At 72.7% G+C, this 15,216-nt stretch carries 15 protein-coding genes; 7 read left to right on the forward strand and 8 right to left on the reverse strand.

Annotated features, from left to right (window positions below; genetic code table 11):
- Positions 1 to 9: 9 nt before the first annotated feature.
- Together ACH4ZX_RS13255 and ACH4ZX_RS13260 are read left to right on the forward strand one after the other, a co-directional pair.
- Positions 10 to 564, forward strand: a complete 555-nt coding sequence (locus ACH4ZX_RS13255; RefSeq protein WP_398271716.1) for a hypothetical protein — start codon at positions 10 to 12, stop codon at positions 562 to 564.
- A gap of 235 nt (positions 565 to 799) precedes the next feature.
- Entirely contained in the window at positions 800 to 970 is a 171-nt protein-coding gene (locus ACH4ZX_RS13260; protein ID WP_398271717.1) for a hypothetical protein, read from the forward strand.
- 162 nt (positions 971 to 1,132) lie between these two features.
- Here the strand turns inward: ACH4ZX_RS13260 and tsaE are convergent, their stop codons facing one another.
- The 7 genes from tsaE to ACH4ZX_RS13295 form a co-directional block, all read right to left on the reverse strand.
- Positions 1,133 to 1,645 (reverse strand): tRNA (adenosine(37)-N6)-threonylcarbamoyltransferase complex ATPase subunit type 1 TsaE, encoded by a 513-nt coding sequence (gene tsaE / locus ACH4ZX_RS13265; RefSeq protein ID WP_398271719.1) that lies wholly within the window; start codon positions 1,643 to 1,645, stop codon positions 1,133 to 1,135.
- Entirely contained in the window at positions 1,611 to 2,915 is a 1,305-nt protein-coding gene (locus tag ACH4ZX_RS13270; RefSeq protein ID WP_398271721.1) for an alpha/beta fold hydrolase, read from the reverse strand. The genes tsaE and ACH4ZX_RS13270 overlap by 35 nt, the downstream gene beginning before the upstream one ends.
- A 97-nt stretch (positions 2,916 to 3,012) precedes the next feature.
- A complete protein-coding gene (gene alr / locus ACH4ZX_RS13275) occupies positions 3,013 to 4,206 on the reverse strand; it encodes an alanine racemase (RefSeq protein WP_398271723.1) in 1,194 nt (397 codons plus the stop codon).
- Between the two features lie 246 nt (positions 4,207 to 4,452).
- Positions 4,453 to 5,889 (reverse strand): NAD(P)H-hydrate dehydratase, encoded by a 1,437-nt coding sequence (locus ACH4ZX_RS13280; RefSeq protein ID WP_398271724.1) that lies wholly within the window; start codon positions 5,887 to 5,889, stop codon positions 4,453 to 4,455.
- A 58-nt stretch (positions 5,890 to 5,947) separates the two neighbouring features.
- Positions 5,948 to 6,319: a holo-ACP synthase gene (locus ACH4ZX_RS13285; RefSeq protein ID WP_324789161.1), complete on the reverse strand. Its 372-nt coding sequence runs from the start codon at positions 6,317 to 6,319 to the stop codon at positions 5,948 to 5,950.
- 25 nt (positions 6,320 to 6,344) lie between these two features.
- Positions 6,345 to 7,274 carry a hypothetical protein gene (locus ACH4ZX_RS13290; RefSeq protein ID WP_398271727.1) on the reverse strand — a complete coding sequence of 310 codons (930 nt, stop codon included), beginning with the start codon at positions 7,272 to 7,274 and terminating at the stop codon, positions 6,345 to 6,347.
- A gap of 80 nt (positions 7,275 to 7,354) precedes the next feature.
- Entirely contained in the window at positions 7,355 to 7,762 is a 408-nt protein-coding gene (locus tag ACH4ZX_RS13295) for an ATP-binding protein (RefSeq protein WP_398271729.1), read from the reverse strand.
- A gap of 224 nt (positions 7,763 to 7,986) precedes the next feature.
- Here ACH4ZX_RS13295 and ACH4ZX_RS13300 point away from each other — a divergent pair, with 224 nt between their 5' ends.
- The 4 genes from ACH4ZX_RS13300 to ACH4ZX_RS13315 all read left to right on the forward strand — a co-directional run bounded on the left by ACH4ZX_RS13300 (position 7,987) and on the right by ACH4ZX_RS13315 (position 12,011).
- Positions 7,987 to 8,838, forward strand: coding sequence for a helix-turn-helix domain-containing protein (locus tag ACH4ZX_RS13300; RefSeq protein ID WP_398271731.1), 852 nt, complete (start codon positions 7,987 to 7,989; stop codon positions 8,836 to 8,838).
- A 7-nt stretch (positions 8,839 to 8,845) separates the two neighbouring features.
- Positions 8,846 to 9,037, forward strand: a complete 192-nt coding sequence (locus ACH4ZX_RS13305; RefSeq protein WP_398271733.1) for a DUF397 domain-containing protein — start codon at positions 8,846 to 8,848, stop codon at positions 9,035 to 9,037.
- Between the two features lie 122 nt (positions 9,038 to 9,159).
- Complete coding sequence (locus tag ACH4ZX_RS13310; RefSeq protein WP_398271735.1) at positions 9,160 to 10,143, forward strand: hypothetical protein; 984 nt, start codon at positions 9,160 to 9,162, stop codon at positions 10,141 to 10,143.
- 29 nt (positions 10,144 to 10,172) lie between these two features.
- Positions 10,173 to 12,011 carry an insulinase family protein gene (locus tag ACH4ZX_RS13315; RefSeq protein WP_398271737.1) on the forward strand — a complete coding sequence of 613 codons (1,839 nt, stop codon included), beginning with the start codon at positions 10,173 to 10,175 and terminating at the stop codon, positions 12,009 to 12,011.
- A 120-nt stretch (positions 12,012 to 12,131) separates the two neighbouring features.
- Here ACH4ZX_RS13315 and glmS read toward each other — a convergent pair whose 3' ends face one another.
- Positions 12,132 to 13,979 carry a glutamine--fructose-6-phosphate transaminase (isomerizing) gene (gene glmS / locus ACH4ZX_RS13320; RefSeq protein WP_398271739.1) on the reverse strand — a complete coding sequence of 616 codons (1,848 nt, stop codon included), beginning with the start codon at positions 13,977 to 13,979 and terminating at the stop codon, positions 12,132 to 12,134.
- A gap of 265 nt (positions 13,980 to 14,244) precedes the next feature.
- Between glmS and coaA the strand changes: the two genes are divergently transcribed.
- Positions 14,245 to 15,213 carry a type I pantothenate kinase gene (gene coaA, locus ACH4ZX_RS13325; protein ID WP_398271860.1) on the forward strand — a complete coding sequence of 323 codons (969 nt, stop codon included), beginning with the start codon at positions 14,245 to 14,247 and terminating at the stop codon, positions 15,211 to 15,213.
- Positions 15,214 to 15,216 lie beyond the last annotated feature (3 nt).

Raw genomic sequence — 15,216 nt, forward strand, 5'->3', positions numbered from 1 at the left:
TGGGCGACGGTGGCAGGCGGCAGCTCAGGAATCGTGTTCGGGCTCACCACGGCGGCCGTCGCGACGGTCGGCGTCCTCGCCTTCCAGGCCTCCGCCGGCGTCCCGGACGGCCTCGGCGGGCCGCACGCCGGTACGTCGCCGTCGGCGGCGCCCACGCACCCGGCCCGCGGCCCGAAGGACCCCACCGCCCTGCCCGTCGACTCCGGCACCGGCGCACGGGTCGTGTACTCGGTGACCGGCGACCGGGTGTGGCTGGTCGGCGCGCGCGACAAGGTGCGCCGCACGTTCCTGGTCCTGCCCGGCAAGGTGGACCCGGCGCCGGGCACCTACGAGGTCACCTCCCGCTCGAACTCCGTCACCGGCACCGACGGCGCCCCCGTCCGGCACGTCGTCCGCTTCGCCGACGTGGACGGCGTCGCCATCGGGTTCAGCACACCGGCGGGGCCGGCGACGGCGAAACCGGACGAGGGCGTGCGCACGGGCGGCATCCGCGAGTCCCGCGCGGACGGCGACGCGATGTGGTCGTTCGCGACGATCGGCCGCCCGGTCGTGGTGGTCCGCTAGGCCCGTGGTGGTCCGCTAGGCCCGTGGTGGTCCGCTAAACCCGTGGTGGTCCGCTAAACCCGTGGTGGTCCGCTAGGCCCTGCCGTTCGGATCACCCCGGCGTCGCGGGCTCAGGCGGCGTCCCGGTGCCCGGTCTCCCGCTGTCCGGCTTCCCGGTGTCCGGATTCCGTGTGCCCGGTCTCCCGGTGCGGGGGGGTGCGGCCGGGCCGCCTCGGGGTCGGGCAGGCGCGGCGGGGTGGAGATGACCTTCGCGGCGGCGCAGGACGCCAGCAGGTCACGCATGGGCACCGCGGACACGCCGCGCGACGGCACCTCCGACACCTCGCGCGACGGCACCTCGTCTCGTTCCGTGGCCGGCATGAGTGCCTCCTGGGAGCCGGGGGCGAGCGTAGTTAGGTACACCTAACTACGTCGGAGATACCATGTGACCACGTACCGGACGCCGGACGCAACATCTTGCCGACATCATGTCGGAACCCACCCCGTGGGTGACACAGGCGGCGGCCGGAACCCGGCCCCGGCAGGCGACATACGCGGCAGCCGGAATCCCCCGGGGCGAACGACCGCGTCAGGCCGACAGCACGCTCAGGTCGGCCGCCGCCCAACGCTCCCCCAGCCCGGTCACCGTCACGTGCCGGACCTCGTCCGCGGTGTCGCCGACGGCCCGGTGGATGACGACGTGCAGGCGGTCTTCGGTCAGCTCCTCGACCTTGCCCTCACCCCACTCCACGACGACCACCGAGTCCGGCAGCGAGACGTCCAGGTCGAGGTCCTCCATCTCGTCCAGCCCGCCGCCCAGCCGGTAGGCGTCGACGTGGACCAGCGCCGGGCCGTCGGCGAGCGACGGGTGCACCCGGGCGATCACGAAGGTCGGGGAGGTGACCGCGCCCCGGACGCCGAGCCCTTCGCCGAGGCCGCGGGTGAGGGTCGTCTTGCCCGCGCCGAGTTCGCCGTCGAGCATCACCAGGTCGCCGGCGCGCAGCAGTTTCGCCAGTCTGCGGCCCAGTTCCCGCATCTGTTCGGGGGAGGTGACGGTCAGCTCGGTCTCAGCCGCGTCGTGCGGTGCTGCTGGTGCTTCCATAGCCACCCACGGTAGCCCCTGCGGGCACCGCGCCCACACGGGTCAGCAGGTCGGCGAGCCGGTCGGTGACCACCTCCGGGTGCTCCAGCATCACCAGGTGCCCGGCATCCGGCACGAGCACCAGTTCGGAGTCCGGCAGCAGGTCGGCGATGGCCTCGCTGTGCTCGCTGGGCGTGACCAGATCGCCGATACCGGCCAGCACCAGCACGGGTATGTCCCGGAACAGCGCGAGCGCCTCGGTCTTGTCGTGGTCGTCGAACGCCGGGTAGTACTCGGCGACGACGTCGATCGGCGTGCCCTCGATCATCCGCTCGGCGAACCGGGCGACGGCCGGGTCGACGTCCCGCGAGGCGAACGAGTACCGCTTGACGACCCCGGCGAACAGGTCGGCGGTGGCCCGCCGCCCCTTCTCCACCAGTTCGACCCGCTGCCCCAGCGCCTTCAGCACTCCGGGGAGCACCCGGCGCACGGCGTTGACGCCGGCCACGGGCAGGCCGAAGTTGACCTCGCCGAGCCGCCCGGACGACGTGCCGACGAGGGCGACCGCGACGACCCGGTCGCGGATCAGCTCGGGGTACTGGTCGGCCAGGGCCATCACGGTCATGCCGCCCATCGAGTGCCCGACCAGCACGATCGGGCCGTCCGGCACGGCGGCGTCGATGACGGCCTTCAGGTCGCGTCCCAGCTGCTCGATGGTGACCGGCACGCCGTCGCGCACCTGCTGCACGCCCCGCCCGGAGCGGCCGTGGCTGCGCTGGTCCCAGTGCACGGTCCGCACCACGCCCCGCAGGGCCGCGCGCTGGAAGTGCCAGGAGTCCTGGTTGAGGCAGTAGCCGTGGCTGAAGACGACGGTGACCGGGGCGGGGGCCTTGCGCCCGAACAGCCGGCGGCGGCGCGGGGTCAGCGCGGGGGCCGCCTCCGGGTCGACGTCGTCGACCTCGTAGTAGAGCTCCGTCCCGTCGTCGGCGTACGCCTTGCCGGGGTTGCCGCGCAGCGCCCCGTACGGTCCGGTGGAGTCGAGGGCGAGCCGGGCCTTCTTCCGCATGTCGCGGCCGACGGTGAGCCGCTCGATGGCGACGCCGGCGGCGGCGCCCGCGGCGACCACGCCTATCGCGGCGCCCGCGATGCCGGTCACCTTGCGCCAGGTCCCGCCCGTCCCCCCGGTCGCGACTGCCGCGGCCGTCGCGGCCGTCGCGGCTGTCGCTGTCGCGGCCGTCGCCTGCGCGGCGGAGGCGACGGCCGTGAGGGCCTCCGCACTGCTCTCGCTCACGTACCCGCTCCCCTTCGACGGACTGCTGTTCGATGGCTCGCGCGGCACCGGGGTGGTGCCGCCCACGGAAGGTGTGACGCCGTCGGACCCCGAGCGGTTACCCCGCTCGGCCCTCGCCCACATGCTCGTCCATCCGGACGTGCGTGTGGACGCGGGGAACACGCGTTCCGATGCGGGTGACGATCTCATACGCGATGGTGCCCGCGGCCTGCGCCCAGTCCTCGGCGGTCGGCTCGCCGCGGTCGCCGGGCCCGAACAGCACCGCCTCGGCGCCGGCCTCGGGCTCGTCTCCCCCGAGGTCCACGACGAACTGGTCCATCGCCACCCGCCCCGCGACCGTGCGCCACTTGCCGCCGACCAGGACGGGGCCGGTGCCGGAGGCGTGCCGCGGGATGCCGTCGGCGTATCCGACGGGGACGAGGCCGAGGGTGGTGTCGCCGGGGGTGACGTAGTGGTGGCCGTAGCTGACGCCGTGGCCGCCCGGTACGTGCTTGACCTGGGCGAGGGACGCCGACAGCGTCATCACCGGGCGCAGCCCGAAGTCGGCCGGGGTGCCGAGCTCGGGGCTGGGCGAGATGCCGTACATCGCGATGCCGGTGCGGACCAGGTCGAAGTGGCTCTCGGGAAGCGTGAGCAGGGCCGGCGAGTTGGCGATGTGCCGCACCTCGGGCCGCACGCCCTGCGCCTCGGCGTGGGCGGCCATCTCCTCGAACAGGGCGAGCTGCGCGGCGATGGAGGGGTGGCCGGGTTCGTCGGCGCAGGCGAAGTGGGACCACAGGCCGGTGACGCGCAGCAGCCCGTCGCGCTCGGCGCGGCGCGCCGCGCCGACGAGTTCGCGCCAGTCGGCGCCCGGCTGGCATCCGTTGCGGCCGAGGCCGGTGTCGGCCTTCAGGTGCACCCGCGCGGGCCGGCCGGCCCGCCGGGCGGCCTCGGTGACCTCCGCCAGGGCCCACATGGCGCTGACCGACACGTCGACGTCGGCCTCGATCGCCCGCTGCCACGGCCCGCCGGGGGTCCACAGCCAGCACATGATCCGCCCCGGAAGCCCGGCGGCCCGCAGGGCGAACGCCTCCTCGGGGGTGGCCGTGCCGAGCCAGGTCGCCCCCGCCTCGACGGCCGCGCGGGCGCACGGCACGGCTCCGTGGCCGTACGCGTCGGACTTCACGACGGCCATGACGGCCGCCCCGGACGCGACGGCGCGCAGGGCCCGCACGTTGGCCCGCAGGGCAGCGAGGTCGATCTCGGCGCGGGCCCGCAGGGTCGCGGTGGGGGCAGCTGCTGTCTCGTTCATGGCGCCCCCAGTCTCTCAGAGCCCCCGGCCGGACCCGACAGACACCTGCCGCCGCCCCGGCCCCCGGACCCGCGTGGCGCCCGCGTCCGCACGCACCGACGGACCCGCGCAACGGCTCCACGAACCGCTCAGCGGCTCGACGATCCCCTCAGCGGGCCCACGTCACGCCACGCCCGCGGCGACGCCCTCGGCCGTACGTTCGCCCCCACACGAACCCCCTGGTGGGCGGCCGCTCGACGCCCCCGCTCAGCGGCACACGTCCCGCCACGCCCGTGGCAGCGCCTCGGCCACGTCGTGGGCCCCCGCCGGCGCCCCGTCCGCCGCGAAACGCCCCGCCAGCCCGTGCAGGTAGGCGGCCGCGCTCCCGGCGTCCGACGCCGACAGTCCGGACGCCAGCAGGGAACCCGCGAGGCCCGACAGCACGTCGCCGCTCCCGGCCGTGGCCAGCCAGGACGTGCCGGTCGGGTTCACCCGGACGGGGCCGCCGCCGGGGTCGGCGACGAGTGTGGTGGAGCCCTTGAGCAGGACGGTGGCGTCGTAGCGGGCGGCGAGTTCGCGGGCGGAGGCCAGCCGCGCGCCCTCGACCTCCTCCCGGGCCACGCCGAGCAGCGCGGCGGCCTCTCCCGCGTGCGGGGTCATCAACGTCGGCGCCGTGCGCGCCCGTACGGCGTCGACGTCGGCGAGCCGCAGCCCGTCAGCGTCGATCAGCACCGGCACGTCCGCCGACAGCACCTCCGCCACGGCCGACGCGTCGTCACCGGCGCCGGGGCCCACCACCCACGCCTGCACCCGCCCGGCGTGCCTGGGGCCCCGGTCCGACACGAGCGTCTCCGGGAACCGGGCGATGACGGCGTCCCCGGCCGGTCCCACGTACCGCACGGCCCCGGCGCCGCCCCGGAGCGCGCCGGACACCGCGAGCACCGCGGCCCCCGGATACCGCGCCGACCCGGCGGCGATGCCGACGACCCCGCGCCGGTACTTGTCGCTCTCCCCCGTCGGCACCGGCAGCAGGCAGGCCACGTCGGCGTGTTGCAGCGCCTCCAGTTCGGGCTCGTCGGGCAGGGCGTCGCCGAGCCCGATGTCGACGAGCCGCACGGACCCGGCGTGCGCGCGGGCGGGATCGATCAGCAGCCCCGGCTTGTGGGTCCCGAAGGTGACGGTCAGATCGGCGCGCACCGCGGCTCCGCGCACCTCGCCCGTGTCGACGTCGACACCGCTCGGCAGGTCGACGGCGACGACGGCCGCCCGGGACCGCTCGGCGGCGGCGGCCAGCGGCGCGGCGTCCGGCCGCAACCCGCCCTGGCCGCCGATGCCGACGATGCCGTCGACGACGAGGTCGGCCCGTTCGATCAGCGGCTCGGCGTCCTCCGGCCGGACGGTGGTCCCACCGGCCCGGCGCAGCGCGGCCAGTCCGCCGGCGTGCGCCCGCTCGGGCGCGAGCAGCACGGCCGTGACGCCGGCTCCGCGCCGGGCCAGCCGCGCACCGGCGTACAGGGCGTCACCTCCGTTGTCCCCGCTGCCGACGAGCACGACGACCCGGCTGCCGTAGACCCGCCCGAGCAAGTCGGCGCAGGCGGCTGCCAGTCCGGCCGCCGCCCGCTGCATCAACGCCCCGTCCGGGAGCCGCGCCATCAGCTCCCGCTCGGCCGCCCGCACCGTCTCCACGCTGTACGCAGTACGCATGGGGTCGAGTCTCCCCCGGAAGCGCCAGCGCCCGCACGTGGGCCGGTCCGTGGGCCGGTCAGCCCTCCGCGATCACCACGGCCGACGCGACTCCCGCGTCGTGGCTCAGCGACACGTGGAAGGACCGCACCCCCAGATCCGCGGCGCGCGCGGCCACGGTGCCCTTCACCCGCAGCCTCGGCTGCCCGCTGTCCTCGACGAAGACCTCGGCGTCCGTCCACAGCAGCCCGGCCGGCGCGCCGAGCGCCTTGGCCAGCGCCTCCTTGGCGGCGAACCGGACGGCGAGCGAGGCGACGCCCCTGCGCTCCCCGCCGGGCAGCAGCAACTCCCCGTCCAGGAAAAGCCGTCGAGCCAGTCCGGGCGTACGCTCCAGCGACGCCGCGAACCGCTCGATCTCGGCCACGTCGATACCGACCCCGATGATGCTCACCCGGGCACTCTACGATCCGCGCGGCTCAGCCCTGTTCAGGACCGGCCGCCGGTGCCTCCGGATCCTCGGCGAACAGATCCTCGGCCGCCGTGGCCGTCAGGGAGCGGTCGAACCAGCGAGCGAGCGCGTCGAGGTCGGTACACGTGGTGATGCGCTCCCGCGCGTCCTCCGGGACGGGGACACCGTGCAACTCCAGCACGCGCAGAATCAGCGAGGCGCGGTCTTCGACCTTGCCTTCGGCCTTGCCTTCCAGGTAGGCGGTCTCACGAACCGTCCCACGGCCGGGGAAGTAGCTGACGAACGACATGATTTCCTTCCATTTCTCTCCGGCTGGGGTGTTCCCCAGATTGATTTCCAAGAAGTCGAAGAAGTACCCGGCCGTCTCAGGATCCGTTTCCTGGAGTTCCTGAAGGGCGCTGCTGATCGCCTCCAGTATGGCGCCGCAGTCGGCGCTTCGGGCGTGCGCCAGGGCCGACAGCACGGCCAGTGGGAGGTTCTTCGCCACGGTCCTGGCGTCGATGATCACCGGAAGGTTGTCCGGGCCGACCACCAGTGGATACGTCCGCTGAGCCGTCCAGTCGCGCGTGCCGCAGTCGAAGGGACCAGCCGCCCACTTGGCCGTGGCTCTGTCCTGGCAGACCACCAGGAGCAGCACGGGCAGACCGTACTTCGCCCGAAGGAACGCGACGTAGTACGCCCAGCTCGCCTCCTTGCCGGGAACTCTCTTCGACTGCGATTCGATGGCGAGCAGGAAGTCCTCGCCATCGGACGGGCCGATCCGCAGCACGGTGTCCACGCGCCGTTCCAGCGGCCGGGCCTCTGTCACGTCCGTAGTGACAGCATCCACCGTCGCCTTCGCGGAGAACGGGAAACCCAGCACCCCGAAAACAGGAGCCAGTACCTCGGGCCGCTCCTGGAAGATGCGGTGCATTCCCTCGTGAGCTTGTGTGACCATGTACGCAACCTAAATGGATCAAGGGATGGGCTGTCCGGGCAATCGCAATGCGTTCACCCTTTCGAGCGGCGGGGAAACGTTCACGCCGCTGCCAGTTCGCACCACACGAATTTGCCCCGGTTGCCGTGCCTGGCCAGTGGATGCCAGCCCCACAGGTCGGCGCAGGCGCGGACGAGGGCGAGACCGCGGCCGTTCTCCAAGTCGGCGGGCTGGCCCGGGGACCGCGGCGGCTCGGGCGGCTCCGGGTCGGCGTCCCACGCCCCGATCCGCAGCACCCCGGCCGCACAGCGCACCCGCAGCGCGGCGGGCCCCTTGGTGTGGGACACGGCGTTCGTGACGAGTTCGGCCGCGAGGAGTTCGGCGACGTCGACCAGACGGATCAGTCCGTGCAGGGTGAGGATCAGGCGGAGGGTGCGGCGGCTGACGGTGACGGCGCGGGGGTCGTTCGGGATGTAGAGGCAGTACTCCCACGGTTCACTTTCGGGCATGGTCGACTCCGTTGACGGAAAGAGGGGTTCGAGGCCGGGCTCCGGTGTCGTTGCCGCGTCCGTCACGGCAGGACGGAGCGGTGCGCTTCCGGCGCCCCGGCATTTCGCAGAGTGTGCGACGCGTCACCGACGGTAGACCTTAAATTTAAGAAACAGCAAGCCGATCGCGTAATCTGCCCCCGAACGAGTCGCGCCGGCAAATACGTTGAGCCAAGGAGTCGTCGATGGGGACCAAGCGCGAGCCCACGGCTCGGCAGATGCGCCTGGCGGTCGAACTTCGCAGGCTCCGCGAGGCGGCAGGCCTCAGCGCACGTGAGGCAGCGGCACTGCTCGGGGTGAACTCCGTCCAGATCAGCCAGATCGAGTCGGGCACTTCGGGTGTGAGCGAGCAGCGTCTGCGTCGCCTTGCCGCCAACTATTCCTGTTCCGATGACAAGTTGGTCGAAGCCCTCGTGGTCATGGCCACCGACCGGACGCGCGGCTGGTGGGAGGAGTACCGCGGGTCACTGCCCACGCCGTTCCTCGATCTGGCCGAACTGGAGCACCACGCCACGTTCCTGCAGGAGGCTCAGTTCCTCTACGTCCCCGGTCCTCTTCAGACGGAGGACTACGCTCGCGCCGTCTACGCCTACCGAGTCCCCGAGCTTCCCGACGAGGAACTGGAGTTGCGTGTCCAGCACCGCATGCGGCGGAAGGTGATCCTGGAAGGTCCCTCCCCCAAGCCGTACGAAGCGGTCATTCACGAAGCGGCGCTGCGCATCATGGTCAGCGACCGTGCCGCCTCGCGAGCCCAGCTCCGGCGCGTGCTGGAGCTGTCCGAGGCAGACCACGTCACCGTGCGCGTCATCCCCTTCGACCTGCCGGGCTTCGCCGGCGCCGCGAGCGCCATGACGTATGCGGGAGGGCCGGTACCCAGGCTGGACACCGTCGTCCGGGACGGACCGCACGGTGCGGCGTTCATCGATTCCGCCGCCCAGCTCGACGCCTTTCGAACGCTCTTCCGTAAGGTGGAGGCCGTCTCGCTCACCCCCGAGCGGTCGCGTGACTTCATCCACAGGCTGGCGAAAGAGCTGTGAGGCACCCATGGACACGCCCGAGAACTGGCGGAAGTCGTCCTACTCAGGCCCCGGCGACGGTGACTCCTGCGTCGAGATAGCCACCGGCCCCGCCCGCATATCCGTCCGCGACTCCAAGACCCCGGCCAGGGCAACCCTCACCTTCCCGGCCGAGGCCTTCGCCGCCTTCGTCGGGGCCCTGAAGCGCCGCGCTCACTGACCGGGGGGAGGCGGTGCACGCCTCTTCCTGTCGTACCCCCCTGCTAACCTGCACAGACTCTCGCGCGCCTGGGGGGCCAGTCTGCGCGCCCGCACATTCGTCGCGCCAAGGGGGGCGTCCGCATGGGCAGAAGCACCACCGGCACGGGGACCGAGAAGGGCGGCAGACCCGCCGGCTCATCGGCTCCGGTGACCGATCCGTTCGACGCGCTGCCCGAGCTGGCCGCGCTGCGCACCGCCGCCTGGGACGGTGACTGGGCAGCCACCCGGGACTTCTTCACGGGGCTCGACTCCGTCGAGAAGGTCACCTTCGCCACGGGCCAACTCGCCGATCTGGAGCGGACCGAGGCGTACCTGGAAGCCGCTGCCAAGGCCCTGCCCGCCGACCCGCTGCCGCGCACACTGCTCGCCGAGCGCTACATCCGCATCGGCTGGCGCGTCCGCAGCGGCGCCCGGGCCCAGCACGTGTCGCGGGACCAGTTCGACGAGTTCCACTCCTGGCTGCGCAAGGCCGAGCACCTGCTGATCGAGGTGTGCGCGGAGCAGCCCGGGTACGCGCCCGCCTGGACCGCCCGGCTGCTCACCGCCCGCGGCCTGGAGCTGGGGCAGTCAGAGGCCCGGCGGCGCTACGAACGGCTGGCGGAGCACCACCCCCACCTCTTCCGCGCGCAGTCGCAGTTGCTGCAGCAGCTCTGCCCCAAGTGGGGCGGTTCCTGGGAGGCCGCGCACGGTTTCGCCCGGGAGTGCGCGAGCAAGGCGCCGGACGGCTCCTACTCCGGAGTCCTGGTCGCCGAGGCCCACATCGAGCACTGGCTGGACCTCGACGGCGCGAAGGCCCAGGAGTACATGCGGGACATCGCGGTCCGCGACGACCTGCGCCACGCCGCCCAGGTCTCCGTGCTGCACCCCGGCCACCGTCCGGGCTGGCACCACATCGGCGGCCACAGCACCTTCGCCCTGGCCTTCTCGCTCGGCGGCCATCTCCACGACGCCGCACGGCACTTCGCGGCCCTGGGCGACACGGCCTCCGAGTCCTTCTGGCAGTACCTGCCGGACTGGAAGAGCCGGTTCGCGAAGTACCGCACGGCCGCGCTGGCGACGCTCTGAGGGGGGACGGACACACGATGGACGCACACATGACCACGCAGGACCACGCCCCGGCCGCGGAACCGGTCACGCAGCCGGCCACGGAACCGGTCACGCAGCCGGCGGCGGAACCGGTCACGCAGCCGGCGGCGGGCACGGAACTCGCCGTCCTCGACGGCCTCGTCGACCACACCACCGTCCACGGCATCCCCACCCTGCTCGCCCCGCGCCCCGGCGCCCTCACCGCCGGTCTCTTCTTCCGCGTGGGCCGCGCCGACGAGACCCTGCCCACCTCCGGCGTCACCCACCTCGTCGAGCACCTCGCCCTGCACCGCCTGGGCCTGTCCGACCTGCACTACAACGGGGCCACGGCGAACACGTACACCCTCTTCCACGTCACCGGCGACGAGGACGAGGTCGTCACCTACCTCAACGGCGTCTGCGCGGCCCTGCGCGACCTGCCGCTGGACCGGCTGGAGACGGAGAAGGAGATCCTGCGGACGGAGGCCCGCAACCGCGCGAACGGGCCCATGTCCCAGTTGCCGCTGTGGCGTTACGGCGCCCAGGGCTACGGCCTGTCCAGCTACGAAGAACTCGGCACCCGGAGCCTGACCGCCGATCAGGTGCGGCACTGGGCCGAGACCCGTTTCACCCGCGACAACGCAGTGCTGTGGATCACCGGCGACCGGGTGCCGGACGGCCTGGACCTCGGCCTGCCCGCCGGCCGCCGCATCCCCGCACCGGCCGCGACCAGCGCCCTGCCCGTCACGCCCGCCTGGATCCGCGGCGACGACGGCCACCTCGTCTTCACCTCCGTGCTGCGCCGCTCCACCGCGGCTGCCGTGTTCGCCGACGTCCTCGGCCGCGCCCTCTTCCAGGACCTGCGCCAGAAGGGCGGCTACTCGTACTCGGCGGAGGCCGACTACACCCCGCGCGACGCCGATTTCGCCACCCTGACCGCATACGCCGACGCGCTCCCTCAGAAGCAGGACGCGGTGGTCGGCGGCTTCGTCGACGCCTTCGCGCGGCTGCGCGCCGGCCGCATCGAGCAGGCCGAACTCGACTCCGCCCGCGGCAAGTTGCTCAAGCTCTACGACGTTCCCGACCTCGGCGCGACCATGCTGCCGTCGTACGCGCTGAGCCTGCTGCTCGGTCACCGGATCCTCGGTCCGGAAGAGCACAGGGCCGAGTTGGAGGCGGTCACGCTAGCGGACCTGCGCGAGGTCGCCCGCGAGGCCTGGGACGCCGGACTGCTCCAGGTGCCGACCCGGGGCGCCGACTGGGCGGGCCTCAGCCTCGCCCCGCAGTACTCCTCGTCCGGGGTCTCCGGCTCGCTGCACCCGTCGCTGGAGGACGACGACGTCACGCTGGTCATCGGGGACCGGGGCGTGACCCTGTCGCTGCCGGGCGGCCTGGTCACCGTGCGGTACGACGCCTGCGCCGCGATGACCACCCGCCCCGACGGCGCCCGGCACCTGACCGGCCTCGACGGCTTCCGCGTGGCCGTGGAGCCGACCCTGTTCCGGGACGTCACGGCCGAGCGGATCGCGGTGCTGGACGCCGCCGTCCCCGCCGACGCGGTCGTCCCGCTGCCGGCCCGCACCGAGGAGGAGATACCCCGGCCGCGCGAGCGAGCAGCCGGGCAAGAGGCCGAGCGGAAGGCCGGGCGGAAGGCCCCCGCCGGACGGAAGCGCACCGGGCGCGTGACGGCCCGGTTCGCCCTCACCACCGCGCTGGCCGTGCTGTGGCCCGTGCTCCTGGTCGCCCTCTTCGTCAACGCCGAATCGCACACGATCCGCTTCCCTGGGATCGGCGCCCTCCTGCTGGAGTACTGGCTGATCCGCACCGCCCGCCGGCTCTACCGGCAGGACCAGCTCGGGAACGGCTGACCCCGGGGCGACGCCCAGGGCCGGTCCGGTGGATCAGGCCGGACGGGCTCTACTCCCCGGACCGGCCCCACTCCCCGGACGGGCTCTACTCCCGGACCGGACCTACTCCCCGGACCGGACCTACTCCACCGTCACCGACTTGGCCAGGTTGCGCGGTTGGTCGACCTCGTTGCCGCGGGCGGTCGCCAGCTCGCAGGCGAAGACCTGCAACGGCACCGTGGCCACCAGCGGCTGCAGCAGGGTCGGCGTGGCGGGAATGCGGACGAGGTGGTCCGCGTAGGGGACCACCGCCTCGTCGCCCTCCTCCGCGATCACGATCGTCCGCGCGCCCCGCGCCCGGATCTCCTGGATGTTGGAGACGATCTTGTCGTGGAGCACGGACCGGCCGCGCGGCGAGGGCACCACCACGACGACCGGCAGGTCGTCCTCGATCAACGCGATCGGCCCGTGCTTCAGTTCACCCGCCGCGAAGCCCTCCGCGTGCATGTACGCGAGTTCCTTCAGCTTCAGCGCGCCCTCCAGCGCCACCGGGTAGCCCACGTGCCGCCCCAGGAACAGCACCGTGTCCTTGTCCGCCAGGGACCGGGCCAGCTCCCGCACCGGCTCCATGGTCTCCAGCACCTGCTCCACCTCGCCGGAGATGTGCGACAGGTCCCGGATGACGGCGGAGATCTCGTCGCCCCACTTGGTGCCCCGCACCTGGCCCAGGTACAGCGCCACCAGGTAGCACGCCACGAGCTGGGTGAGGAATGCCTTCGTGGACGCGACCGCGACCTCCGGCCCGGCGTGCGTGTAGAGCACCGCGTCCGACTCGCGCGGGATCGTCGAGCCGTTGGTGTTGCAGATCGCCAGCACCCTGGAGCCCTGCTCGCGGGCGTGCCGCAGCGCCATCAGCGTATCCATGGTCTCGCCGGACTGGGAGATGGCGATCACCAGCGAACGGGCGTCCAGGATCGGGTCGCGGTAGCGGAACTCGCTGGCCAGCTCCACCTCGCACGGGATGCGGGTCCAGTGCTCGATCGCGTACTTGGCGATCAGCCCGGCGTGGAAGGCCGTGCCGCACGCGACGATGACGACCTTGTCCACCTCGCGCAGCTCGGAGGCGGAGATCCGCACCTCGTCCAGGGTCAGCGCGCCGGACGCGTCGATGCGCCCCAGCAGCGTGTCGGCGACCGCCTTCGGCTGCTCGGCGATCTCCTTGAGCATGAAGTAGTCGTAGCCGCCCTTCTCCGCCGCGGACGCGTCCCAGTCGACGTGGTACGAGCGCACGTCGGCGGGCCGTCCGTCGAAGCCGGTGACCGTCACACCGTCCCGGCGCAGCTCCACCACCTGGTCCTGCCCCAGCTCGATCGCCGACCGCGTGTGCGCGATGAACGCGGCGACGTCCGAGGCGAGGAACGCCTCCCCCTCGCCGACGCCCACCACGAGCGGGGAGTTGCGGCGGGCGCCCACGACGACGTCCGGCTCGTCGGCGTGCACCGCGACCAGCGTGAACGCGCCCTCCAGCCGCCGGCACACCAGCCGCATCGCCTCCGCGAGGTCGGCGCAGGAGGAGAACTCCTCGGCCAGCAGGTGCGCGACGACCTCGGTGTCGGTCTCGGAGGCCAGTTCGTGGCCCCGCTCCGCCAACTCGGCCCGCAGGGAAGCGAAGTTCTCGATGATGCCGTTGTGGACGACGGCGACGCGGCCCGCGTTGTCCAGGTGCGGGTGGGCGTTGGCGTCCGTCGGCCCGCCGTGCGTGGCCCAGCGGGTGTGCCCGATGCCGGTCGACCCCGTCGGCAGGGGCCGGTCCGCCAGCTCCTTCTCCAGGTTGACCAGCTTCCCGGCCTTCTTGGCGGCGGCGAGCCCGCCGTCCACCGCCACGGCCACGCCCGCCGAGTCGTAGCCCCGGTACTCCAGCCGCCGCAGTCCGGCCATCACGACATCGAGCGCCGACTGCGCCCCCACGTATCCCACGATTCCGCACATGCGTGGCAGCCTACGGGCCGACACCCGGCGAAAAGAGCCGTCGCGTGCCCGAAATCGGAAATTCCCACTGTCGTACGAGCGCACTGACGGAGTGATACGGGCGCACGTACGGCGCCGCAAGAGCGCCCACGCCGCCGCCCACGCCGCCGCCCGCGACCGCGCGCGGCGAGCGTGACGGACAGCGTGACGGACAGCGTGACGGACCCCACCCACCGAGTTGTTCAAACTCCGTTAACAATGGACTGTGATCTCTCCGGTCCCCTCGATGCCCCGGAGCGCCCACCGGCAGCGGCCGGAGGCGACTCCCTACGTCGACCTCACCCGAGCCGAGTGGAGCGCGCTGCGCGACAAGACGCCGCTGCCGCTCACCGCCGAGGAGGTCGAGAAGCTGCGCGGCCTCGGCGACGTCATCGACCTCGACGAGGTGCGGGACATCTACCTTCCGCTGTCCAGGCTCCTCAACCTCTACGTCGGCGCCACGGACGGCCTCCGGGGCGCTCTGAACACCTTCCTCGGCGAGCAGGGGTCCCAGTCCGGCACGCCCTTCGTCATAGGGGTCGCCGGTTCGGTGGCGGTCGGCAAGTCGACCGTCGCCCGTCTGCTGCAGGCGCTGCTGTCGCGCTGGCCCGAGCACCCGCGCGTCGAACTCGTCACCACGGACGGCTTCCTGCTGCCCACCAGGGAGCTCCAGGCCCACGGCCTGATGTCGCGGAAAGGTTTCCCCGAGTCCTACGACCGCCGCGCGCTCACCCGCTTCGTCGCCGACGTCAAGGCGGGCAAGGCCGAGGTGGCCGCGCCCGTCTACTCCCACCTGATCTACGACATCGTCCCGGGCGAGCGGTACACCGTCCGCCGCCCCGACATCCTCATCGTCGAGGGACTCAACGTCCTGCAGCCCGCCCTGCCCGGCACCGACGGCCGCACCCGGGTCGGTCTCGCCGACTACTTCGACTTCAGCGTGTACGTCGACGCGAGCGCCGACGACATCGAGCGCTGGTACCTCAGCCGGTTCAGGAAGCTGCGGCATACCGCCTTCCAGAACCCGTCCTCCTACTTCCGCAAGTACACCCAGGTGTCGGAGGAGGAGGCCCTGGACTACGCACGCATGCTGTGGCGCACCATCAACAAGCCCAACCTCACCGAGAACATCGCGCCCACCCGCGGCCGCGCCACCCTGGTCCTGCGCAAGGGCCCGGACCACAAGGTGCAGCGCCTGCGTCTGCGCAAGCTGTGACCG

The organism is Streptomyces sp. NPDC020490 (assembly GCF_044335305.1).
In the GTDB taxonomy this organism is placed as follows: Bacteria; Actinomycetota; Actinomycetes; order Streptomycetales; family Streptomycetaceae; genus Streptomyces.

What these genes read in the sequence shown, in the direction of transcription:
- ACH4ZX_RS13310 (WP_398271735.1), top strand. Translation starts at nt 9,160, where the DNA reads ATGGGCAGAAGCACCACCGGCACGGGGACCGAGAAGGGCGGCAGACCC.
- ACH4ZX_RS13300 (WP_398271731.1), top strand. Translation starts at nt 7,987, where the DNA reads ATGGGGACCAAGCGCGAGCCCACGGCTCGGCAGATGCGCCTGGCGGTC.
- ACH4ZX_RS13290 (WP_398271727.1), bottom strand. Translation starts at nt 7,274, where the DNA reads ATGGTCACACAAGCTCACGAGGGAATGCACCGCATCTTCCAGGAGCGG.
- alr (WP_398271723.1), bottom strand. Translation starts at nt 4,206, where the DNA reads ATGAACGAGACAGCAGCTGCCCCCACCGCGACCCTGCGGGCCCGCGCC.
- ACH4ZX_RS13315 (WP_398271737.1), top strand. Translation starts at nt 10,173, where the DNA reads ATGACCACGCAGGACCACGCCCCGGCCGCGGAACCGGTCACGCAGCCG.
- ACH4ZX_RS13305 (WP_398271733.1), top strand. Translation starts at nt 8,846, where the DNA reads ATGGACACGCCCGAGAACTGGCGGAAGTCGTCCTACTCAGGCCCCGGC.
- ACH4ZX_RS13295 (WP_398271729.1), bottom strand. Translation starts at nt 7,762, where the DNA reads ATGCCCGAAAGTGAACCGTGGGAGTACTGCCTCTACATCCCGAACGAC.
- glmS (WP_398271739.1), bottom strand. Translation starts at nt 13,979, where the DNA reads ATGTGCGGAATCGTGGGATACGTGGGGGCGCAGTCGGCGCTCGATGTC.
- coaA (WP_398271860.1), top strand. Translation starts at nt 14,245, where the DNA reads ATGCCCCGGAGCGCCCACCGGCAGCGGCCGGAGGCGACTCCCTACGTC.
- tsaE (WP_398271719.1), bottom strand. Translation starts at nt 1,645, where the DNA reads ATGGAAGCACCAGCAGCACCGCACGACGCGGCTGAGACCGAGCTGACC.
- ACH4ZX_RS13280 (WP_398271724.1), bottom strand. Translation starts at nt 5,889, where the DNA reads ATGCGTACTGCGTACAGCGTGGAGACGGTGCGGGCGGCCGAGCGGGAG.